The sequence below is a fragment of the Polyangium sp. 15x6 genome (assembly GCF_029960785.1).
Classification (GTDB): domain Bacteria; phylum Myxococcota_A; class Polyangia; order Polyangiales; family Polyangiaceae; genus Polyangium.
In genome coordinates, this window is the sequence record NZ_JASBQE010000045.1 from 54,294 (window position 1) to 76,118 (window position 21,825).

15 protein-coding genes and 2 pseudogenes are annotated in these 21,825 nt (G+C 67.9%); 12 read left to right on the plus strand and 5 right to left on the minus strand.

The window, feature by feature from the left end; all coding sequences use genetic code 11:
- Window position 1 precedes the first annotated feature (1 nt).
- Entirely contained in the window at window positions 2-2,164 is a 2,163-nt protein-coding gene (locus QHF83_RS29045; RefSeq protein WP_282421224.1) for an FG-GAP-like repeat-containing protein, read from the minus strand.
- Window positions 2,165-2,611: 447 nt separating this feature from the next.
- Between QHF83_RS29045 and QHF83_RS29050 the strand changes: the two genes are divergently transcribed.
- Both QHF83_RS29050 and QHF83_RS29055 read left to right on the plus strand, forming a co-directional pair.
- Window positions 2,612-3,226, plus strand: a complete 615-nt coding sequence (locus QHF83_RS29050) for a TetR/AcrR family transcriptional regulator (RefSeq protein WP_282421225.1) — start codon at window positions 2,612-2,614, stop codon at window positions 3,224-3,226.
- Entirely contained in the window at window positions 3,223-4,614 is a 1,392-nt protein-coding gene (locus QHF83_RS29055) for a carotenoid oxygenase family protein (RefSeq protein WP_282421226.1), read from the plus strand. Before QHF83_RS29050 ends, QHF83_RS29055 begins: the two co-directional genes overlap by 4 nt.
- Before the next feature lie 541 nt (window positions 4,615-5,155).
- On the opposite strand, the pseudogene QHF83_RS53515 reads toward QHF83_RS29055, so the two are convergent.
- Both QHF83_RS53515 and QHF83_RS53520 read right to left on the minus strand, forming a co-directional pair.
- Window positions 5,156-5,347: pseudogene (locus QHF83_RS53515) on the minus strand (hypothetical protein); the annotation flags it as partial.
- Window positions 5,343-5,843 (minus strand): annotated as a pseudogene (locus tag QHF83_RS53520) (aldo/keto reductase); the annotation flags it as partial. The pseudogenes QHF83_RS53515 and QHF83_RS53520, both read right to left, overlap by 5 nt.
- Before the next feature lie 498 nt (window positions 5,844-6,341).
- Between QHF83_RS53520 and QHF83_RS29065 the strand changes: the two are divergent.
- The 10 genes from QHF83_RS29065 (at window position 6,342) to QHF83_RS29110 (ending at window position 20,297) form a co-directional block, all read left to right on the plus strand.
- The gene (locus tag QHF83_RS29065) at window positions 6,342-6,548 is read left to right on the plus strand and encodes a helix-turn-helix domain-containing protein (protein ID WP_282421228.1); all 207 of its coding nucleotides are present in this window, start codon (window positions 6,342-6,344) and stop codon (window positions 6,546-6,548) included.
- Window positions 6,549-6,728: 180 nt separating this feature from the next.
- Entirely contained in the window at window positions 6,729-7,322 is a 594-nt protein-coding gene (locus QHF83_RS29070; protein ID WP_282421229.1) for a universal stress protein, read from the plus strand.
- 71 nt (window positions 7,323-7,393) lie between these two features.
- Window positions 7,394-12,271 (plus strand): AAA family ATPase, encoded by a 4,878-nt coding sequence (locus tag QHF83_RS29075; RefSeq protein ID WP_282421230.1) that lies wholly within the window; start codon window positions 7,394-7,396, stop codon window positions 12,269-12,271.
- 376 nt (window positions 12,272-12,647) lie between these two features.
- Complete coding sequence (locus QHF83_RS29080) at window positions 12,648-14,036, plus strand: hypothetical protein (RefSeq protein WP_282421231.1); 1,389 nt, start codon at window positions 12,648-12,650, stop codon at window positions 14,034-14,036.
- 74 nt (window positions 14,037-14,110) lie between these two features.
- Entirely contained in the window at window positions 14,111-14,272 is a 162-nt protein-coding gene (locus tag QHF83_RS29085) for a hypothetical protein (RefSeq protein WP_282421232.1), read from the plus strand.
- 201 nt (window positions 14,273-14,473) lie between these two features.
- Window positions 14,474-16,420: a CocE/NonD family hydrolase gene (locus QHF83_RS29090; RefSeq protein WP_282421233.1), complete on the plus strand. Its 1,947-nt coding sequence runs from the start codon at window positions 14,474-14,476 to the stop codon at window positions 16,418-16,420.
- Between the two features lie 134 nt (window positions 16,421-16,554).
- Window positions 16,555-17,865: a cytochrome P450 gene (locus QHF83_RS29095; protein WP_282421234.1), complete on the plus strand. Its 1,311-nt coding sequence runs from the start codon at window positions 16,555-16,557 to the stop codon at window positions 17,863-17,865.
- Between the two features lie 241 nt (window positions 17,866-18,106).
- Window positions 18,107-19,288: a hypothetical protein gene (locus tag QHF83_RS29100; protein WP_282421235.1), complete on the plus strand. Its 1,182-nt coding sequence runs from the start codon at window positions 18,107-18,109 to the stop codon at window positions 19,286-19,288.
- 102 nt (window positions 19,289-19,390) lie between these two features.
- The gene (locus QHF83_RS29105) at window positions 19,391-19,861 is read left to right on the plus strand and encodes a hypothetical protein (protein WP_282421236.1); all 471 of its coding nucleotides are present in this window, start codon (window positions 19,391-19,393) and stop codon (window positions 19,859-19,861) included.
- A gap of 97 nt (window positions 19,862-19,958) precedes the next feature.
- Complete coding sequence (locus tag QHF83_RS29110) at window positions 19,959-20,297, plus strand: hypothetical protein (RefSeq protein ID WP_282421237.1); 339 nt, start codon at window positions 19,959-19,961, stop codon at window positions 20,295-20,297.
- On the opposite strand, the gene QHF83_RS29115 is transcribed toward QHF83_RS29110, so the two are convergent.
- On the minus strand, window positions 20,291-20,656 hold the full coding sequence (locus QHF83_RS29115) for a hypothetical protein (RefSeq protein WP_282421238.1): 366 nt from the start codon (window positions 20,654-20,656) through the stop codon (window positions 20,291-20,293). The two genes, QHF83_RS29110 and QHF83_RS29115, sit on opposite strands and share 7 nt — an antisense overlap.
- Window positions 20,657-20,786: 130 nt before the next feature.
- Window positions 20,787-21,815: a trypsin-like peptidase domain-containing protein gene (locus QHF83_RS29120; RefSeq protein ID WP_282421239.1), complete on the minus strand. Its 1,029-nt coding sequence runs from the start codon at window positions 21,813-21,815 to the stop codon at window positions 20,787-20,789.
- Window positions 21,816-21,825: the final 10 nt, after the last annotated feature.

Consider the following 21,825-nt stretch of genomic DNA (forward strand, 5'->3'; position numbering starts at 1 on the left):
CTCAGAGTCCGTTGGGGACCACGGTGACGGTGCCGGATCCCCTGTTGGTCAGGATGAGATCGTCGTACCCATCCGCGTCCATGTCCGCGGTGGCGATGGCGTTGAGGCCGGGCGAGGCGCCGGTCGAGACGACGGCGCCCGAGGTGAAGGCTCCGGTGCCGTTGCCGGTCATCGGGCGGACGCCGCCCGAGGATGTCGTGACGAGGATGTAGGCGTCGAGCTTGCCGTCGCCGTTGAAGTCACTGGCCACGACCCCCAGCGCCGAGTTGGCGATCGCAGCGGGCGCGGCGGCGGACGGAGCGCCGCTCGCGAAGGTGCCGTTGCCGTTCCCTTTGAAGAAGAAGAGGTACCGGCCGGCCGCGCCGTTCGCGAGGATGTCGAGCGTGCCGTCGCCGTTGGCGTCGCCAAAGGCGATGCCCGCCGTCTGGCCGTTGACGGCGTTGGTGTAGGCGACGGGTGCGGCGAACGAGCCATTGCCCTGGTTGATGAGGATCGACAGGCGTGCGCTGGCGGGGCTCGTCACCACGATATCGGAGAAGCCATCGGCGTTCAGATCACGGCAGGCGATGGTCGACTGCACGCCGCCGGTGGCCGGGATGGTGATGAACGTGGGCGCGCCGAAGCTGCCCGCGCCGGTGCCGAAGATCACGCTCACCTGGCTCAGGGTCACGCTGGTGGTGGCGATGTCGACCCGCCCATCGTGATCGAAGTCGCCGGCGCAGAGGTGGACGGAGCCCGGGGTGCCGGTGGTGAAGTTCGTCGGCGCGTCGAAGGTTCCGGGCGCGCTCGGGCCCAGGTTTCGGTAGACGCTGATGCTCCCGTTGCTGAGGAGCAGGTTGGTCTGGCCGTTGACGGTGACGGCGTCGAGCCACCCGTCACCGTCCACGTCCGCGGCCACGACCGCGTTGCTGGAGAGCGGGGCGCCCGTGTAGTTGACCTCCGCCTGAACGGTTGCGTCGCCATTGCCGAGGAAAGCGGAGAACGAGCCGGAGGGGGTCACGATCGATCCGGATTCGGCGTTGGCCACCAGGATGTCGAGCTTCCCGTCGCCATTCACATCGGCGACCGCCGGGGCCAGCGGGTTGTGGTTCGCGGGGGAGCTGACCGGCGTGCCGGGGACCTGGCCGGAGGGCGCGGCCTGGCAGGTACCGTTCGAGCAGATTTCGCCCGTCGCGCACGCGATGTTGCATCCGTTGCAGTTGCCGGCGTCGCTCTGGAGGTTCACCTCGCAGCCGTCGGACGAGTTCCCGTTGCAGTCCGCGAGGGTGCCGGAGCAAGCCTCGCAGTGGGTCCCCTCGTAGGTGGGCGCGCACTCGCAGGTGTAGCTATTGATGCCGTCGGTGCAGGTGCCACCGTTCAGGCACGGGCTTGCGGCGCACGCGTCGATGTTGGTCTCGCAGTTGGTGCCGGTGAAGTCGGGAGCGCACTCGCAGGTGTAGCTATGGATGCCGTCGGTGCAGGTGCCACCGTTCAGGCACGGGCTTGCGGCGCACTCGTCGATGTTGGTCTCGCAGTTGGTGCCGGTGAAGCCAGGCGCGCACTCGCAGGTGTAGCTATGGATGCCGTCGGTGCAGGTGCCGCCGTTCAGGCACGGGCTTGCGGCGCATTCGTCGATGTTGGTACAGCTCACGCCGTCGCCCTCGTACCCCGCATTGCAGGCGCAGGTAAAGGAGCCCGCGGTGTTGGTGCAGGTGGCGTTTTCGTCGCAGTTGTCGGTGCCGGCGGAGCACTCGTCGACGTCGACGCAGGTGCCGCTCTGGCACGTGAGGCCGTCGCAGCAGGGCACCGTGGCGTCGCACGGCGCGTTCACGGGCAGGCAGCCCAGGCCGCTGCACGTCGGGTCGAAGAGCGGCGAGGACGGGTCGAGGCTGGTGACGTAGTCGCCGTTGTGAGCGCTGTGCGCGTTGATGCACGCCTGCTCGCTGACACGGATGATCGTGTAGGGATGAGTCTTCGAGCTGGTCTTGTGGCAGATCTGGACCGTACCGTTGATATCGAAGTAATTGCACTGCTCGGCGGTGAGCGCGTCATGGGCCTCGCCCACGGCTTCGTCGCCTTCGTGGCTGTCGGCCTCGGAGGGGCCGGCGCTGGCGCAGCCCGCGAGGAGCAGGGCGGAGAGAGCCGGGATCGTCAGATAGGAGAGAGAGCTCTTGAGATAACGCATGTCTCGTTTTCTGTTCTTGCAAAAGCGTGGGGGGGCCACGCGACGCCGAGCCGGCGCCGACGGCGATGCGTCAGGTCGTCAATTCAAGATCGATGCCACCGTGGAATACGGCTTCGGGAGGTGATGTCGAGGCAGGCCCCTACTCGTCTTTCGGCGCGCCGGCCCGGTATCGCGGACACCGCGACACCGAGTACGACGGACCTCGGACCCAGTCTCCATCTGCCGCTGCTGCTGCCTGAGCGCCTCAGCTGCGGAGACTGAGCATCACCAGCTCGAATCGATCTGTCTTGGAGACGGTTCCAGGTCGACCAGGTTTCGGCTCCCGCGGCTGCCGGCGACCGCGAGCCGGCGGCCCCGGCCCTTGCCCGGCCCGTGCTTTTCTCGTAAAATATAACGCCGTTACAGCTTCTCCTTGACGGATATATAACGGTGTTATATATCCCGATCATGCCCGCGCCATCCCATGCCACCGAGGCCACGCGTCGTGCCATCCTCGACGCGACAGCGGAGCTCCTTGCCGAAGCGGGGGCGGAGCGCCTCTCGATACGCGAGGTCTGTGCGCGCGCAGGCGTGACAGCCCCGACGGTCTATCACCATTTCGGCGACAAGGATGGGCTCGTCCTGAAGGTGCTCGAGGACAGCTTCACGGCGTTCGTGCAGACGGTCGACGCGCTCGATAAACCGCGGGATCCCATCGAGGCGCTCGCGCGGGCCTGGGATGGCTACGTGGCCTACGGCGTCGCGCACCCCATGCATTACCGCATCATGTTCCTGCTCCGCCTCGCCCGCGCGACGCCCATCCCCGCCGCGACGGCCGCGTTCCAGCGGCTCGTGGACGTCCTGTCCGCCGCGGAGGCAGAGGGCCTGCTCGTGCCCCCGCTGGAGGACGCGTGCAAGGCGTTCTGGTCCGCGATGCACGGCGTCACCTCGCTCATCGCCGCCGGTCACCTGACGCCCGATACCCCGGCCAGCGCGCTCGTGCGCGACGCCGTCATCGCCCACATCACCCGCCCACGCGGCGGCGCGCGCCGCCCGGCAAAGAAGAAGAGGAGTAAACCATGACCCAGCGTGAATCCGACGTGAACCCCTACCTGCAAGGCAATTTTGCTCCCTGGCGGATGGAGGGCGATGTCTGGGATCTCGACATCGAAGGCGAGCTGCCTGCCGCGCTGCGCGGCACCTTCTACCGCAACGGCCCAAACCCCGCCTACGAGCCGACCGGGCTCTACCACTGGTTCAGCGGCGATGGGATGATCCACGCCATCACGCTGCAGGACGGCCGCGCCTCGTACCGCAATCGCTACGTGAAGAGCCAGGGCCTCGTCGAGGAGCGCGCCGCGGGCAGGTCGCTCTCCGGCAGCATGTTCCGTCCGAACCCCGAGCGACCGCGCAAGAACACGGCCAACACCAACATTGTCGCCCACGCGGGCCGGCTGCTCGCGCTCGTCGAGGCCTGCCTGCCCACCGAGCTCACCCCGGGCAGCCTGGAGACCCTGGGCGAATACGATTTCGGTGGCCGGCTGCGCGGCCCCATGACTGCCCACCCGAAGATCGATCCCGAGACCGGCGAGCTCGTGTTCTTCGGCAACTCGATCGCCGACGCCGCGGCCTTCGGCTACCACGTGGCCGACCGCGCGGGCGCGCTCGTGCATTCCACGCCCATCACGCTGCCCTGGGCCTCCATGGTGCACGATTTCGCGATCACCGAGGCCCACGCCGTCTTCCTCCTCGGCTCGCTGGTCTTCCGGCCGGAGCGCCTGGCGGAGGGCAAGAACCCGTTTTGCTGGGAGCCCGAGCGCGGGATGCGCATCGGCGTGCTCCCGCGGCGAGGCGAGGGCGCGGCAGTGCGCTGGTTCGAGGTCGAGGGGGGCTACGTGTTCCATCCGATGAACGCGTACGACGACGGCGATTCCATCGTGCTCGACGTGGCCCGCTATGGTCGAGTGGATCTCATGACCCCGGCAGCCATGCGCGATCCGGCCCCGGACGCCGACGAGGCGGCCCGGCTGCATCGCTATCGTATCGACCTCCAGGGCGGCGCTGTGCGATCACAACCCCTCGACGACGTGTCGATCGAGTTCCCGCGCGTGGACGAGCGCCGCGTCGGCCGCAAGCACCGCTTCGGATACGCCGCGGCCGCGGGACCCGAGGGGAGCTCGCACAGGTCCCTCTGGACCGCGGTGCGGCGGTACGATCTGGAGCGCGGCACCTTCGAATCCCGCGCATTCGGCGAGGGCAACGGGGCAGGGGAGCCGCTCTTCGTGCCGAGGACCCCGGAGAGCGACGAGGGCGACGGGTACGTGCTGGTGCTGGTCTACGATCGGGCACGCAATGCGAGCGATCTCTGGGTGCTCGACGCAGAGGACATTCAGGGCGAGCCCGTGGCCCGTGTGCGGCTGCCGCACCGCGTTCCCTATGGCTTTCACGGCAACTGGGTGCCCGCCGCCTGAGTCGCGGAGGGATATCGTCCGCTCGAACGGGGCGCGCGCCGCTCCCGCCCTCATCCTTCTGCCCGCGCGTGTCGCGGCGCGGAGCGGGGCTTTGCCCATGCAAGGAAGCTCCAGGGTAAACGTGGATCCGGCCCCCGGGTGACTCGGTGCTCGATAGTCGATCATGCTGCTGTTTCGCAACGAAGCGCAGGTGGACGAGGGGTGCGCTGCGAGAGGCATTCCGAAGGGCGACGTGCGGCCGATCGAGCAGGTTTGGACGTTCGCCGCAGAGTGGTACGCACGCCACACCGATGCGAGCTGGACCAAGTGGTCCACGCGGGAGGCTGCGGAGATCTTCCGTCGTCACAACTTGACCGGTCCGATCTGGGCGCTCTCGAACGAGACGGCGCGCTTCTGATGACGACCGCGCCCGCCGTGACACCGGCGGGCGGGCTCAGCGCTCCGCGCCCAGGAGGACGACGTCGTTCGGCTCGTAACGAACGGTCCCCGGATTGGAATCGAACGCCACGGCCATGGCAGCCCGGGCGACGGTGAGCCCATGGTACTGCGCCGCCTGGGAGCCGGCCGCCTTGATGGTGGTGCCGAGCGCGCTGAACAGCACGTCTCCCGTCACGAGCGACTGCCAGCTCTCCGGGGAATCGAAGTTGATGACGTGCTCGACGAGCCAGCGAGGAGATCCTCGGCCGCGCGATCCGCGATTTCGCGCGCCGCGAGGAAGTGGCGAAGTCCTCAGGCTGGTAATAGAGGGTCGCCCTGAACTTGTCGCCCTTGGCACGCGCCGTCTCGCCGTCGTTCTTGGTGCGGTTGCCGGCGAGGAAGCCGCGGGCCAGCGGCGACCAGGGAATGACGCCGATGCCCTGGTCTTGGCACAGGGGCAGCATCTCGCGCTCTTCCTCTCGATAAACGAGGTTGTACTGGGACTGCATCGAAATGAAACGGGTCCAGCCGTGCAGGTCGGCCGTGTAGAGCATCTTGGTGAATTGCCAGGCCGCCATCGACGACGCGCCGATATAGCGGGCCTTACCCGCGCGCACCACGTCGTTCAGTGCCTCCAGCGTCTCCTCGAGCGGCGTGGTCGGATCGAAGCGGTGGATCTGGTAGAGGTCGATGTAGTCGGTACCGAGCCTTTTCAGGCTGTTGTCGATCTCGGTGAAGATCGCCTTGCGCGACAGCCCGAAGCTGTTGGGATCTTTCGGACGCATCGGGCCGTACACCTTGGTGGCGATCACCTACAATCGTCAGCTCCGGGGCGGGGCAGCGCAGGGAGCCTTTCACGTGGGCGAGGACGGGCAACTCCACATGATCCACGTCCTCGCTCCCCACGAGCCGCACTGGCCACGGCATTTCATCGAGGCGGGCACCGCCGCGGTCGTCGTGCTCCTGCGCCGCCTCACGGACGCCCCGATCGAGGCCCTGCGGGTGAGCTTCCCGCACCGAGCCCCCGAGGATACCAGCGCGCACGTGTCGCTCTTCAGGACGACCGACATTCGCTTCGAGGCGCCGTCCACCGAGCTCGTGCTGCCGGCATTCGTGCTCGAACTCCGCCACCGGACCGCCGATGCGGGCCTGGCGGACTTCCTGCGCCAGAGGGCCGATGCGCTGATCGAGGCGATCGGCGAACAAGATATCGCGGGTGCCGTCCGGCAAAGCTTGCGTGATGCGCTCGAGCGGGGCGCGGAGGCGTCGCTCGGCAGCGTGGCGCAAAGCCTCGGGATGACAGCCGCACCTTGCAGCGACGCCTCGCCGGGGCCGGCGTCCAGTTCTCGGTCCTGCTCGAGCAGATCCGATGCGACAAGGCCCTCGAGCTCTTGCAGCGCTCGCGCGCCGATTACGAGGAGATCGCCGAGCGCGTCGGTTTCTCGGACGCGCGCTCGCTGCGCCGCGCCTTGAAGCGCCGCACCGGCCGGACCCCCTCGGAGCTGCGGCGCTCGTGAGTCGCACGTTCGATCGCCCTCTACCATCCGAACAGGTGCGCGGCGCGTGCTCCCGGCCACGGCTCCTGCCCCTGGAGGCTGCCCATGCCTTCGGCAATGGTAACCTTTCACCAAACGGTGGCACCGCCTCTGGTGCTGGAAGGAACGGTGAAGTTGCCTACGCGGCCAATGCGTGGCATTATGACCGCACTCGCCGTTCGCGGAAGTGACGACGAGGGGGCACCCGGCACCGGCGAGGGATGCCGGGCGCGCTACTCGGCCGCGTCGCTCGGGTCGCGCACAGCAACAATGAAGGTGGGCGCCGCGTTTCGGCGCGCTGTGCCCACGCAGGAGCCGCTCGCGACTGAAGACGGACGCGCCGAAGCCCTGTTCGCCGCCGCGCGTTGCGAACTCGACGCCCAGCTCGCGCGGGTCCCCGCCGAACTTGTCGCGCGCGGCGAGGTGCGCGCGGGCGAGCCGGTCGACGTGCTCTGCGATCTCGCGGCCGAGACACACGCGCGCTTCGTCGTCATCGGCGCACACGGCCATAGCGCCTGGCGCGCGCGGGCTGCATCGAGGCGGGCGTCGAAATCGTTCCCCTCGAGCGAAAGCTCGCCGGCCTCGCGATACCATACAACCGCCCGCTCGCGTGCGTCTCAATGCGCGAAATGTCGGGCCAACACCAGAGCGCCCGTATCTCTTGATATTCGTGCACGCCCTTTTCCGAGCGAGGCGAGCACGTGTCAACGTGTCGACGCATCCTGCGTGCTCGCGCCTGCACGTTCGCCGCAATGATTGACGCGGATCCACGTGGCGTATAGCCTGGGCGTTCGGCGACAAACGGGGGGCACATGTGAGGCATCGACATGACCCGGCTGGAAGAAGTGACGATCACAGAAGAGCTCGCAGGGACCGCGATGTCACGGCTGTTTCGTGGTCGCAGGGAGAGCGACGGCCTTCCGGTGCGCGTGAAGGTCCTCCGCGCCGAGTCCAATCGCGTCGCTGACGTCGCCAGCTTCAAGCACGACTATCAACGCCTGTCGCGCCTGCGCGCCCCTGGCGTGGTGCGCGTGCACGGCTTCGAGCCGACCGGCGAGGGCATGGCCATGGTCCTCGCCGAAGTCGAGGGCGAGCCCCTGTCAGCCCGCCTGAAGTCGCCCGCTGGCGCGCGCGCGCTCCTGGACCTCGCCATCCCGCTCACCACGGCGCTCGGCGCGATACACGCGGCCGGCGTCGTGCACCGGGGGCTGACGGCGGCGAGCATCATCGTCGACGCGAGCGGCCGCCCCACCATCGCGAGCTTCGGCACGGATGCGGCGCTGAGCCGCGAAAATGACGCACTTTACGAACCGCATTTCGTCGCCGAGACCCTGCCCTTCTTCGCCCCCGAGCAGACCGGGCGCATGAACCGCGGCGTCGACGAGCGCTCCGACCTCTATTCGCTGGGCGTCATCTTCTATGCGCTCCTCACCGGGCAATTGCCATTTCGATCCCGGGACCCGCTGGAGCTCATCCACGCGCACCTCGCCCTCGCGCCCGAGTGGCCTTCCAAGATCGCTTTCGACGTGCCGCCGCCGCTCGAGGCGATCGTGCTGAGGCTGCTCGAAAAGAACCCCGAGGATCGCTACCAGAGCACGAAGAGCCTCCTCGCCGACCTCGAGGCGTGCCGGCAGCGGCTCCGCCCCGATGGCGGTATCGACGAATTCCCCCTCGGAGTGCTGCACGAAAACGCCCGCCTGCTGCTCCGGAACAAGCTCTACGGGCGCGAGAACGACGTCGCGGAGCTCGTCGCGTCCTTCGAGCGGGTGCTCGGCCGGGCGCGCGAGATCACGCTCGTCTCGGGCTACTCGGGCGTCGGGAAGTCCTCGCTGGTCGCGGAGATCTTGAAGCCGCTCGCGCGGGCCAGGGGCTATTACATCACGGGCAAGTACGACCAGTTGAACCGCGAGGCGCCCTATAGCGCCATCCTCCAGGCCTTCGACGGGCTCGTCCGGACAATCCTATGCGAGAGCGAGGGACGCGTGCGCGCGTGGAAAGAGGCGCTCCTCGCCGCGCTCGGCCCGAACGCGTCCGTCGTCTGCGAGGTGCTCCCCTCGCTCGCGCACGTCCTCGGCGATCTGCCGCCCGCGCCGGCACTCGGGCCCCTCGAGGCCCAGAATCGATTCACCCTCGCGATGCGGAGGTTCGTCTCGGTATTCGCCCGGCGCGCCCATCCGCTGGTGCTCTTCCTCGACGACCTGCAATGGGCCGACGCGGCGAGCCTACGCCTGCTCACCACGCTCCTGCTCGACGACGGCATCGAGGCTCTGTTCTTCACGGGCGCTTACCGCGACAACGAGGTGAATGTCGCGCACCCGCTCCGCACGACACTCGCGGAGCTGCGAAAGGGCGGCCTCGGCCTGCGGGAGATCGTGCTCGGCCCGCTCCGGCTCGAGCACGTGAAAGAGCTGCTCGCGGACAGCCTGCGCGCGCCGAGCCCCGAGGGCGCGGCCGAGCTCGTGCTGCAAAAGACGGGAGGCAATCCATTTTTCGTGCGGCAGCTCTTGCGGTCGCTCCACGAAAAGGGGGCCCTGCAGCCCGGACCGGACGGATCGCTTGGCTGGAGCTCGCTCGAGGCGATCGCCGCGATGCCACACATGGCCAACGTGGTGGACTTGATGCTCGACGCGATCCGGCACCTGCCCCGGGTCACGCAGGAGGCGCTAGAGATCGGCGCCGCCATTGGCAGCCCGTTCGAGCTGAGCACGCTCAGCATCGTCACTGCGTGCGCGCCGGAGGAGGCGTACGGCCGCCTCGCCCCGGCCCTCGAGGCAGGGCTCGTGGCGCGCGCCGGCGATTCATACCGTTTCACCCACGACAAGATCCAGGAGGCCGCCTATGCGATGCTCGCCGAGGACGAGCGGGCCGCACTCCACCTGCACATCGGGCGCCTCTTTTCGAAGAAGAGCGACGCGCAAAGCCTGTTCGACGCCACGGGCCACCTGAACAGCGCGCGCGCGCTGGTGCTGGAGGCCGAGGAGCTCCTCGCGCTCTGCAAAATGAACCTCGCCGCCGCCGAGCGCGCCGGAGGGGCAGCCGCATTCCCAGCCGCTCTCCGCTACCTCGAGCACGGCATCGTCCTGCTCCCCGCGGACGCCTGGGATGCCCACTACGATCTCGCGCTCCGCTATTTCATGAAGAAGGGCGAGATGGAGGCCCTGTGCGAGCGTCACGCGCAGGCGCGGGAGACGCTCGGCCAGGCCTTCACGCACGCCCGGAGCCGCCTCGAGCGCACCCAGGTCCGGCGGCTCGTGATGAACGCCCACATTTTGACGAACGATCTCCTCGCCGCCCTCGATGAGGGCCTCGCCGCGCTCGAGCCCTTCGGCATCCATCTGCCGCGCTTTCCGAGCGATGAGGCGAGCAGCGCCGAGCTCGACGCGACCCTCGCCGCGCTCGAGGGCCGCCCCATCGATTCGCTGGTCGAGCTGCCGCTCCTCGCGGATCCCGAGATCATGGCCCTCCAGGACGTGCTCGAGGACATGCTCTCGCCCTGCTACTTCGTCTCGCCGAACAACCACGCGATCACGGTGGCGAAGATGGTGCAGCAGGCGCTCGCGCACGGGCTGTCGAAGCACACGATCTATGCGTTCGTGAATTTCGGGATGTTCCTCTGCGTGCGGGGGGACATCGAGCTCGGCTACCAGTTCGGAAACCTCGCGGTGCGGGTGAGCGAGCGTTATCCGGAGAAGAAATCCGAATCGATGCTCTGCAACATGTGGGGCGCGTTCGTGCAGCACTGGAAGGAGCCCTATTCGAAGTACAAGGAGAACTTCCCGCGGGGCGTGCACGTGGGCCTCGAGACGGGCCAGTACGTCTGGGCCTTTTACAATGCGACGAACATCCCCACGAACAGCCTGCTGCGGGGCGCGCGCCTCGCGGAGGTCCTCGAGGAGGCGGCGGCGCTCGCGCCGGTGTGCAAGCTCGACGTCTCCGGCGGCTTCACCTGGATCGTGAACGCCGCCGCCCAGATCGCGCAGAACCTTTCCACCCCGTCCGCGCGCAGCGACAGGCTTTTGGGGGATTGGCTCGACATCGACGCCGTCCGGAGCACGGCGACCGCGATGGGCAACCGCGCCGTGCTGTTCTTCGCGGATAACTTCACCATCATGCACGACGTCTTCCAGGGCCGTTACGCCGAGGCGGCGGAGGTGGCCCTCGGGGCCGAGCCCGACATCCCCTCGGTCGTGAGCTGGCACGTGAGCGTCGTCTATCACTTCTATGCCTCCCTGGCGCTGCTGCTGGCCGCGGAAGAGGCCGCACCCGAGGTGCGCGCGAGAAACCTGACCCGCGCCGAGGCCTCCGCCGCCAAGCTCTCTTGCTGGGCCGATCTGTGCCCGGACAACCACCGGCACCGCGCGCTCCTCTTGCGCGCCGAGATTGCCCGGGCCCGCGGCGAGCGCCTTTCGGCCGTCGATCTCTACGATGAGGGCATTGCGGCGGCGGCCGCGGGAGGTTTCGTGCAGGACGAGGCGCTCGGCAACGAGCTGTGCGCGCGTTATCACCTGCGCCTTGGAAAGCCGAAGGTCGCGCGTACGTACCTACACGAGGCGCACGCGCTCTACGGTCAATGGGGGGCGGTCGTGGTGACGGAGCGCCTCGAAAAGAGCTTCTTCGCGCTCATGCCGCGCGCCGCCCGCAGGCCGCAAGTGGGCACCGACGCAGGGGCGGAGGACGGCAGCGCGCGGGCGCTCGACGTGCACGCGGCCATCAAGGCCATGCAAGCCATCTCCAGCGAGGTGGTGCTTTCGCGCCTGCTCGAGAGGCTCTTGCGGATCGCCCTCGAGAGCGCCGGGGCGACGCGGGGCATTTTGATCCTCAAAGAGAATGACGATCTCTTGATCCAGGCCGAGGAGGAGCTCCAGCGCGGAAAGGTCACCCTACTCGCGGGCGTGCCCCTGGAGACGCGCGAGGATCTGCCCACGGGAATCGTGCATTACGTGGCGCGGACGGGCGAAAGCGTGGTCCTCGGGGACGCGGCGAGCGCGGAGCAGTTCTCCGGCGATCGCTGGCTCGCGCAGGGCAAGGCGCGGTCGCTCCTGGCGGCGCCGGTGGGCAAGCGCGGGCGGATCGTGGGGGTGCTCTATCTCGAGAACGAGCTCGCCGCCTTCGCATTCACGCCCGATCGCGTGGAGCTCTTGCGGATGCTCTCCACGCAGATGGCGATATCCATCGAGAATGCGCTGCTCTACGCGAGCCTGGAGCGCAAGGTGGAGGACCGGACCCGGGCGCTCGAGGAGGCGCATGCGGAGATCGTGACCTTGAGCGGCGAGCGCGAGCGCAGCCAGGCGGAGATGCTCGCGCACAGCCATGCCCTCATCGAGCGCCAGAAAGAGCTCATCCAGGCACTCTCGACGCCCATCCTCCAGGTCTGGGACGGGGTCCTGGCATTGCCCCTCATCGGCGCGCTCGACGGCCCGCGGGCCGCGGAGATCACCGAGCGGCTGCTGGCGCGAGTGGCGAGCTCGGCGACGCACTTCGCGATCATCGACGTGACCGGCGTGGACACGCTGGACGGGCAGGCGGCCGAATTGCTGGTGCGCATCGGGCGCGCCGTGGAGCTACTCGGCGCGCGGGCGCTCATCACCGGGCTGCACGCGAGCGCCGCCCGCACGCTGGTCTCCTACTGCGTCGATCTGCGCGGGATCGAGACGCGCGCCAACCTGCGCGACGGGTTGCGGCTCTGCCTCCGGCGCCTCGCCTGAGCTGCCTTCGAGCGAATATACATCGACCGCTTCTTCACGCTCGCTAACAGCCCGTGGACCTATCCCGAAGGACGATCGACAGGGACGGGAGGGGAGGGGAGGTTTGTCCGCGTCATGTCGGCGTGTCGACGGCAGGCTCCTGGGCCGTGGGCACCTTGCTCGATGCGCGTCTTGATGGCCGACTTGTCGGTGCACGCTCGCATGCTACCCGGCGCGGCGGGCGGGTAGCCGAAGCAAGCAAGATTGCCCCGCCGTCAGCGTTGACGTAACATCCGAACTACGAGATTTAGCCGCAGATGGTAGTTTCATGCAGAATGGAACTCCCGCGCCTGGGGCGCGGAACGAGCCGTTCGTGAGCGAGTCGACGAGAGGGCCGATGGATTCAACCAACGAGACGCCACACACGCCGCTCGAGTGCATCGACGGCGAACCCTTCGTGTTTGCGGCCGTTTCGCCCATCCCCGGCCGCTCGCCGCGTCTCGATCTCCCGCTGGCGAGCCAGGGCCCCGCGATCGATCACTACTCGTCGCAGCACGCGCCGCAGGGGCTCGTCGCGTATCGTCTGCGTCGGGGGGACGTGGCGGTCCTCGATGACGTGACGCGCGCCCTCTCGCGTGCGACGCCTGCGGAAGGCAGCGATGCCGGCACGGCCTACGGGTATCGCGTGCGCGCTTTGCTTTGCGACGATTCGATCGGGCCGAAGGTCGTCTCTTGGCTAGAGAGCTGCCTTGCCGACGAGTCCATTCCCCGCGAGGCGCGCGCGGCGCTGGCTCGAACGATCGCCTTCGATCCGCGATGCGCTTCGCTCACGCTCGACGCTCTCTTCGCGTCGGCCGTCGTCGACGACGAAGCACGAGAGACGTATGCTGCGCTGCGCAGTGCGGGGCAAGGCGCACGCACCGAGCCCTCCGCGCCGGAGCCCGACGATGCGCGGCGCGCGCTGCTCGCGAATCCGTTCCTCGCAGTGCGTGAGCTGAGGGATGGCGCGCGTGAGGTGCTCGCGGCTCACCCCGAGCTTCGCGGGGACGTGCTCGCCGCTCTCACGGTCGTGGTCACGGACGAGACCGAGCAGTACTACGTCCGCTTTCACGCGCTCGAGCAGCTCGCGGAGCTCGATCGCGCGTACGCGGTCGCCATCGCCGAGATGGTGGAGGACCCCGGGATGGCCCCGCTGGTCGCGCCGCTCGTGAAGTTTCCAGAGCCCGGCGCGCTTGCGCGCTACGCGCACGACGTCGGGCTTGTCCCCGAGCTCATCGACGGGGAGCTTCGTGCGGTCACGATCGAAAGCGTCCTCGGGTCGCGTACGGCCCTCTTCGCGAAGGAGACCGACGCGTACCCGAATCACTACGACGACGTGCTCGCTCGCCTGGCGCGACTCGTGTCGCCGGTGCTCGACGACGTCCTCTTCGAGGAGGTGCCACACCATGAGTTCTTCGATGACGTGCCCGACGAGGGCGAGGATGAGGACGAGGACGAGGACGCGTATCGGCCGGTGAACGACCCCGATCAGTTGCGCGACGCGTACAGGCTGCGCGCGTTCTTGCCGGATTGCACCTACGAGATCGTCGCCGGCGACACCACGGATTGGATCGCGGTGGAGCCGGTGCTGGCGCTCCTGAACACGCTGTGCGAGGCGCGCGGGTCGGACCTCCGCTTCGTCGAGCTTCCGACGGGCTCGCAAGACGGGTGCGTACTCGCGGCGCCAGCGCGGGCCATTCGGACCGCCGTCGACGACGGCGTCCTCGTAGTGATTTGGCCGAACTGAGAGGTGAGACGGTGACGAAGGACGTGACGGGATGCTCATGCAAAGCCTTTGCCGACGCACGCAACCTCAGTTTCGTGCGCGAAGATGCAAAGGGGTTCTGGCTCGCCGATCTCGAGCAGGGCTCGTCCGGCACGGCGGGTTATCAGCGGACGTATGGCCCCGCGATCGCGTTCTGCCCGTTCTGCGGCACGAAGCTCGTGACGGCGCCGCGCGACGCAAGCGGTCCGCGCGACTGAGACCGGCCTGCCGCCGGGCGTCGAGCACCGTGCTGGAGAGGTCGCCCGCGGGCGCGGGATGTGATCGTGGATGACCTCGCGCACGGGGGTCATCGAGTCCGGATCGGTTTCACGGCGTGCTCGCGCCGCATGCGGCATTGCGACAAGCAGTCGTGGGCGACGAGGGCGCGGTGGATGCCTGTGACATGCTACGCTCCGCCTGTGCGCCAAGCGGCCCCCCTCCTCGCCCCGCTCCTCGCGCTCGCGTGCGCGAGCGCCAATCCGCCCTCCAGCGCGAAGCCCACGGAAAACCCCCCCACGCCCGCCCGGGCCGACAAACCCGCGCCCGCGCCTGCGCCCAGGCCCCCCGCTTTCACGATGACGAAGGCGATGGTCCCCATGCGTGACGGGGTGAAGCTCGAGACGGTGATCTTCTCGCCCGTCGACGCGAAGAAGCCATTGCCCGTGCTCTTCCTGCGCTCGCCTTATGGCATCCCCGAGGACGCCTCTGCCCTGGAAAACCCCGGGGCAGACGCACTCCGCGCGGACGGCTACATCTACGCGGTCCAGAACTGCCGCGGGCGCTTCGGCTCCGAGGGGACGTTCGTCATCAGCCCGCCGCCACACGACCCGGCCGACCCGCGCGGCGTGGACGACGCCACCGACGCGCACGACTCCATCGAATGGTTCGTGAAGAACGTGCCCGGCAACAATGGCCGCGTGGGGATGATGGGCACCTCGTACGGCGCCTGGACGGCCACCATGGCCCTGCTCGAGCCGCACCCCGCATTGCGAGTGATCGTCGAGGAGGCCTCTCCCGCCGACGAGTTCACCGGCGACGACTTCCGCCACAACGGCGCATTCCGGCTGGCCTACGGCTTCGAGTACGTCGCCAGGATGGAGACGAGCAAGGAGGCGAACACGGTCTTCTCGTACGGCCGCTCCGATCTGTACGATTTTTTCCTCGACCTCGGGCCGCTCGCCAACGCCGACGCGCGCCATTTCCACGGCAAGATGCCGACCTGGAACGATTTCGTCGCGCACCCGAACCTGGACGCGTTCCTCGAGCGGCGCGCGATCGTGTCGCACCTGCGCAAGGCGACGATCCCCATCCTCAACGTCGCGGGCTGGTGGGATCAGGAGGATTTTTACGGGCCCTTCGGCATCTACGCGACGCTGGAGAAGAGCGACGCCGCGCGCAAGAACCACCTCGTCGTGGGCCCCTGGAACCACGGCGGATGGGGCAGCCCCGGGCGCAAGCTCGGACCCGTGGATTTCGGCAGCGACACCGGCGTGCATTACCGGGACAAAATCGTGGTCCCCTGGCTCGCCCACTGGCTCCACGACAAACCCACCGAGGACCAGCCCGAGGCGACGATCTTCGAGACCGGCACGAACCGCTGGCGCACCTTCGATCGCTGGCCGCCCGAGGCCGGCGTCACCAAGAAAAAGCTCTACCTGCGCGCGGGCCGGGCCTTGTCGTTCGAGCCGCCCACGGAGACGGGCCGGGGCGCCGTCGACAGCTACGTCTCCGATCCGCAGAACCCGGTGCCCTTTGTCCCTCGCCCGATCCAGCCGCTCTTGACGGGCAGCCAGTGGGGGACGTGGATGGTGCAGGATCAGCGCTTCGTCGATCACCGGCCCGATGTGCTGAGCTTCTCGACGGGCCCGCTCGACGCGGATCTCACGGTGGCCGGCGATATCGTCGCCGAGCTCTTCGCGTCGACGTCGGGCACGGACAGCGACTGGATCGTGAAGCTCATCGACGTCTACCCGGAGGGCGATCCGAAGCCGCCGCCCGAGGCGCAGGCGGACGGTGAAAAACCCGCCGAGCCGGCCGCCGACATGCGCGGCTATCAGCTCATGGTCGCGAGCAGGGTCCTGCGCGGGCGCTTCCGCGACAGCTTCGCCAAGCCCGCGCCCATCCCGTCCGGCAAGGTGCTGCGTTATGCCATCGACCTCGAGACCCGCGCCCACACGTTCCTCAAAGGGCACCGGATCATGGTGCAGGTGCAGAGCACCTGGTTTCCGGTCATCGATCGCAATCCGCAGCGCTACGTGGACAGCATCTTTGCGGCGAAGGAGTCCGATTACGTGGCCGCCACCCAGACGATCGCGCGCTCGCGCGAGGCGCCCTCGGCGATCGTCCTGCCGGTCCTTTCGCCGTGACGCTTCAGAGCCGGCGCGTCCGGCGCCGCTCTCCGGGCTGGCCCGCCGCTTGCGATACTTGGATGTCCCATCCCCCTACAACGATGCCAATCTAGAGAGCCCAAGCTGGCAGTACAATCGAAGGAGCGTGCCCCATGACCACTTTGCCCAAAGGCCCCACGAGCAACATCCTGGCGAACATTCAGGGGATCATGGATCCGATCGGCTACACGCTGCGCTTGCGGGAGCGCTACGGCGATCCGATGTCGCTCCCGAAGATGAACGGCAAACCGGGGCTGGCCACCGGCACCGCGGAGGGTCTGCGCTCCGTGTTCGCGGTGCCGCCGGAGGCCCTCGACCAGATGCTGGCCGAGAGCTTCGCCGCGGCGATGGGAGAGTCGTCGCTGTTCGTGCTCTCGGGCGCGCGGCACACGGCCATGCGCAAGCTGCTCATGCCGCCATTTCACGGGCAGCGCATGCGCCTGTATGGGAAGCAGATCTGCGACCTGGCCCTGCAGCACTCCCGGGACCTCAGGCCGGGCCAAGAGCTGGTGGCGCAGGACCTCATGCACAAGATCTCGCTGCAGACGATCATCCACATCGTGTTCGGAGTCACTGCGCCGGCGGAAGTGGCGCGCCTCGAGGAGCTGCTCGAGGCGCTACGCAAGAGCTTCTCCTTGGGCCTGAACATCACCCTCGTGATTCCCTGGCTGCGCCGGGAGTTCGGGGGCTTCGGCCCGTGGGCGCGCAGGCAGCGCGCGACCCAGGACCTGCGCAGCTTCCTCGATCCGGAGCTCGCCCGCCGCCGCGCCGAGCCCGCCGAGCGCACCGATATCCTGAGTCTGCTCCTGGAAGCCCGCCAGGAAGACGGGACGGCGCTCAATGACCTGCAGATCTTCGAGCAGCTCCACACCCTGCTCTTCGCGGGGTACACCACGACCGCGGGCGCGCTCACCTGGGTGCTCTATTTTCTCGGAAACGCGCCAGCCGTGCTGCGCCGGCTGCAGGACGAGCTGACGGCGCTGGGCGAGGATCCGGAGCCCGAGGCGCTGGCCAAGGCGCCGTATCTGGAAGCGGTGTGTAACGAGACGCTGCGCCTGCGCCCGCCGAGCCCGGGGGTGGGACGCAAGCTGAATGTGCCGATGCAGATCGCGGGCTACGAGTTGCCGGCCGGAGCAGGCGTGTTCGCGCAAATCATCTGGGCCCACCACGATCCCGCGGTATTTCCGGAGCCGGAGGTATTTCGTCCCGAGCGATTCCTGGAGCGAACCTATTCCCCCTTCGAATTCCTGCCATTTGGCGGCGGGAATCGGCGCTGCATCGGGGCCGCCTTTGCGCTGTACGAGATGAAGCTGGTCCTGGGCACGCTGCTGCGGCGCTACAGCTTCGAACTCGTGTCCAAGAAGCCGGTGCGGGTGGGGCTGCAGGGTTTGCCCGGCTCTCCGGTGCGCGTGATCGTCCGTTGATTCCTGCCGCAGTTTGCCGCGATTCGTCGTGCGCGAGGTCGAGGCGTATCTGCGCTGCGGGATCCTCGAATACGGCTTCATCCGCGTGGAATGCGAATCGTGCGGCTTGACCCGACGAGCCTGGCGGGAGGCGGCGGGCGGCTTTGCAAAAGATCTTCGCGTTAGCTACCCTCCCGAGCCTATGCCGTCCTTCGCCTCCGTCCAGTTCGCTCGCTCCTGTACGGCCGTCGCTTTCGTTCTCATGGAGTCCGCCGGATGCGGGGGCGCGCCCGAGCATCCGGCGACTCCTGCGCCCTCGCTGCCGCCGCCTCCGGCGCTCGCCGGCGTGCCGCCGCTTGGCTGCGCGGCGCCGCTCGCCGATCGGTCGGCGAAGGCCACGGCTCTCGTCGCGAGCGAGCTCCACACGTGCGCGCTCCTCGACGGCGGTCGCGTGGCGTGTTGGGGGCGCGACGAGAAGCGCGGTCGGATGAATCTTTGCGAGAGCAAGCACGCGGCTCTGGCCGTTGAGCTGCCATTCGAACCCGGGGACCAGGTCGCGACTTCGATGGAAGGTACGTGCACGCTCTCGCGAGGCACCGTCCGCTGCACGGAAGGAATCTTCACCGCGCTGTGCGATCAAGCCTGCGGGAGCGGAGAGGTTCGGGCGCTCGCGGGCGCCTCACGAATCGCGGTCGGCGACCATCACGTCTGCGCCATCGTTCGTGGTGAGGTCGTTTGCGTGGCCCCCGTATTCGTGACCGGCGTGCCGCCGGTGCTCGGGAATCTCGGCGATCGCGAGGCAAAGCGGGCGCCGGCGGGCGCGGGCGGCGAATACGCGCGGAGCAAGGTGCCGATTCGCGGAGCCACGCTCCTGACGGCCGGCTCCGGGTTCTCGTGCGCGACCGATGCAGCAGGTGCGGTGTGGTGTTGGGGCCAAAATTATTTTGGCGTGCTCGGCGTGGCACACGGCAAAGAGCAGGACGACGGCGTTCTGCACCGCGTGGCGGCCTTCGACGGCGTCGTCCACCTCGAGTCGAACCGCGTGACGACGTGCGCGATCACGCGCGCAGGCGACACGTATTGCTGGGGCGCCGGTTTCGATGACGGTGCTGTCAAGATGCCGTTCGAGCGCGCGCGCGACGTCGCGATCGGAGACGGATTCGTCTGCGCGGTCGACGGCGCGAACCGCGTGACTTGCGCGGGAAAGTTCAGTGATGTGCTCGGCGGCGAGCCGCTGTCGTTCGCCGGCAAGCCGATCGAGATCGCGAGCGGCGGCGGGCGCCTGTGCGCGCGGCTCGAGAGCGGCGCGATCGCGTGTGCCGGAATCTCCGGGTACCTCGGCGACGGCGGCGGTTTGCCGACTCCCGTCAACGACGGCTCCGGCGCGATGGACGTCAAGCTCGTACACGAGCCGCGCTACGTCCTCGGCCCGCACGCCGAATAACGCGCGCCGTCGCGCGGTCACGGCGACGAGACCTCGGGGAAGATTTCGCCGCTCGCCGAACGGTTGCTTCTCGCATCGCTGGAAGTCGGCTAGGGTCCGCTCGTGAACGCAGCGGACCTCGCCACCGAGCGCCAGCTGATTGCCGATCGGCTGCCGTCCTTCGTCGAAGTCTTCGCGCGTGCGGAGGGCGGGTCGATGCCGCGCTTGGCGCCGGCTCTCGAAAGAGCCTTTCCGATCCTCGGGCCCGCAGGCGAGCGGATCACCGTCGGCAACTACGGCATCGTCGAGGACGACGAGAGCGTCGACTTCGTCCTCGGCTGCTACCTCGAGACGCCTTCCGCACCCCGGAGCGGGATGTGGCTCTGGGTGTACACGTTCCCAGACGACCTCGGCGACGGCGTCCTCCAGTTCGACGGCATTCGTATGGTGGTGCCGGTCGAGAACGTCGTTCGCCGGCTCTCCCACCGCATCGAAGCGTATGGCGTGCGTGGTCGCTTTCGCTTCGCGACGCTCCCTCCCGAGAAGCGCGCGACGCTCGAGGACCTCCTGATCGGCAAATACCATGGGCTATGACCTCTATCGCGCGGACCATCCCATCCTTCGGCGGGAGGGCGCGGTCGCGACGGAAGCACCGGACGACGCGCGATACCTTCGCCTCGACGTTGGCGCCATGGAGCGGGTGCGCGAGGCGCTCGCGAACGTCGGCGTACTCAACGAGTCGTACCTACGCCCCTTGGTCCCGGCAGAAGGAGCCGAGCGGGACAGGGCCTTGCGCATCCAGGCTCCGGAGGGCGAAGGGGTTCCGCTCTTCAAGCTCTGTTTCAACGACGGCGCGTGGCTGAGCGAGCGAGAGTGTGCGCTCACGGCCGCCGGACTTCGGGCGATGCTCGGAGCTACGCGCGCGAAGCTCGAACCGCTCGAGCACGAACGCGAGCTCTTCGCGCTCCTGGAGTCGTTCGCGGTGTTCTGCGAAGGCTGCGCCGCCGCTGGCGGCTTCTTCGTTCACTGAGCAACGGAGTTCTCTACCGAGGATTCGTCCCGGAACTCGTCACGCAGAAGCTTCATGAAGGAATCGCCGACCCTCTCGAACAGTTCGGTCGAGACGTCCTCGGTGAACATGTTTTGCGGGCCGCCCATGAGAATCGCGTTGAGCTCGGCTTTGGGAACGACCGGACCGTAGTCGTGTAGCCGCTTCATGGCCTTCGAACAAAGATCGAGGATGACCTCGCGTCGCTCCGAGCTGGTCACGATCGCGTCCAGGCCTGGCATCACGCCAAAGCCGAACCCGGCGGTGGCTTGCGTGTGCCACTCCTGGCGCGCTTCCTCGAGCCAGTCGGGAATGCTCGGCAATGGGTCGATTGCCTCCACGAGGAGGAGGAGCCAGATCTCGAGCGTCGAATCACTCGCCTCGAAGCCTCGGCCGCGAAACTCCACGAATGTCGATCCCATCGGAACGGCTCCGGATGCATGGGGAGATCACCGGCTCCGCCGGGAGGCGTCATAAGCAGCCGATCGTGGCAGCCTTGATCTCCGTGCCGGTGAAGGCCTTGTACTTGCGCGGGTAGGTCATGCTGTCGGGGTCGACCTTCCAGGTGTCGATGCGGTCCACCGTCCTCGGCACGAGCCTCGCCGCCCAGTTTTGGCCGGCCTGGCACGCCGAGACCGTGCTGCCGATCAGGACGCCGGTGAGCTTGTATTCGAGCGAGATCGTGCCATCCCCCGAGACGTTCATGTAATCGTAGAACACGGGTGATCCGCTCTGCCCTCCCTCGCCGTCGTTGTCGACGTAGAGCACGCCGCTCAGGTTCAGGTCGGTCGGGTTCAGCCAGCGCCCGAGGAAGCTCTTGCGGCCGGTGTCCCAGAGGGTCCCGAGGATCTTGTCGATGCTTGGATAGCCGATGGACTGCGACTCCTCGGTCTGGAGGTAGCTCCAGTCGGTGTACCCGTATGGCATCGGCTCAGCGTCCGCAGGCGCGTCGTTCAGGATCACCACCGCATAATCCCAGGACTTGTTGGCGACGGTGGTGTCCGTATTGTCGTACTCGTCCGGGACCGTCACGCTTTTTATGTACTGCGTTCCATAAGGTCTCGTGCACGGGCTCCCTGGCGCCCCCGTCCAGGGCCCGGGAATGCTGGTCTGCCCGAGCGAGAACGAGATGGGGCCCTGCGTGAAGTTGTTGGTCCCTCCGGTGACGAAGCAATGCGCCGCCGAGAGCACCACGTTGCTGCCGATGAGCGTCCCGGTGCAACCATTGCCGAACCAGCCCACGTACGACCAGGGCTTGATGCCCTCCGTCGGCGCCGTGCGGTCGGTGCGATCGTCGCACCCGATGATCTTGTGCTCGGAGTCGCAGTAGCTCAGGCAGAGCGTGGCATCGAGGGACGAGGACTCGGGGGGCGTCTCGAGCGTGGTCTCGTCCTCGCTCATCGCGACGTCCTGATCGTCGTCATCGAGCGCGCCAGGAGCTCCGCAGGCGGCGAGAAGGGCGGGCAGCAGGAGCGAGAAGAGTTGCATTTTCGAAGCCATCGTGTCCTCC

What these genes read in the sequence shown, in the direction of transcription:
- QHF83_RS29075 (WP_282421230.1), top strand. Translation starts at nt 7,394, where the DNA reads ATGACCCGGCTGGAAGAAGTGACGATCACAGAAGAGCTCGCAGGGACC.
- QHF83_RS29070 (WP_282421229.1), top strand. Translation starts at nt 6,729, where the DNA reads ATGACCGCACTCGCCGTTCGCGGAAGTGACGACGAGGGGGCACCCGGC.
- QHF83_RS29050 (WP_282421225.1), top strand. Translation starts at nt 2,612, where the DNA reads ATGCCCGCGCCATCCCATGCCACCGAGGCCACGCGTCGTGCCATCCTC.
- QHF83_RS29110 (WP_282421237.1), top strand. Translation starts at nt 19,959, where the DNA reads ATGGAGCGGGTGCGCGAGGCGCTCGCGAACGTCGGCGTACTCAACGAG.
- QHF83_RS29080 (WP_282421231.1), top strand. Translation starts at nt 12,648, where the DNA reads ATGGATTCAACCAACGAGACGCCACACACGCCGCTCGAGTGCATCGAC.
- QHF83_RS29100 (WP_282421235.1), top strand. Translation starts at nt 18,107, where the DNA reads ATGGAGTCCGCCGGATGCGGGGGCGCGCCCGAGCATCCGGCGACTCCT.
- QHF83_RS29095 (WP_282421234.1), top strand. Translation starts at nt 16,555, where the DNA reads ATGACCACTTTGCCCAAAGGCCCCACGAGCAACATCCTGGCGAACATT.
- QHF83_RS29045 (WP_282421224.1), bottom strand. Translation starts at nt 2,164, where the DNA reads ATGCGTTATCTCAAGAGCTCTCTCTCCTATCTGACGATCCCGGCTCTC.
- QHF83_RS29055 (WP_282421226.1), top strand. Translation starts at nt 3,223, where the DNA reads ATGACCCAGCGTGAATCCGACGTGAACCCCTACCTGCAAGGCAATTTT.
- QHF83_RS29120 (WP_282421239.1), bottom strand. Translation starts at nt 21,815, where the DNA reads ATGGCTTCGAAAATGCAACTCTTCTCGCTCCTGCTGCCCGCCCTTCTC.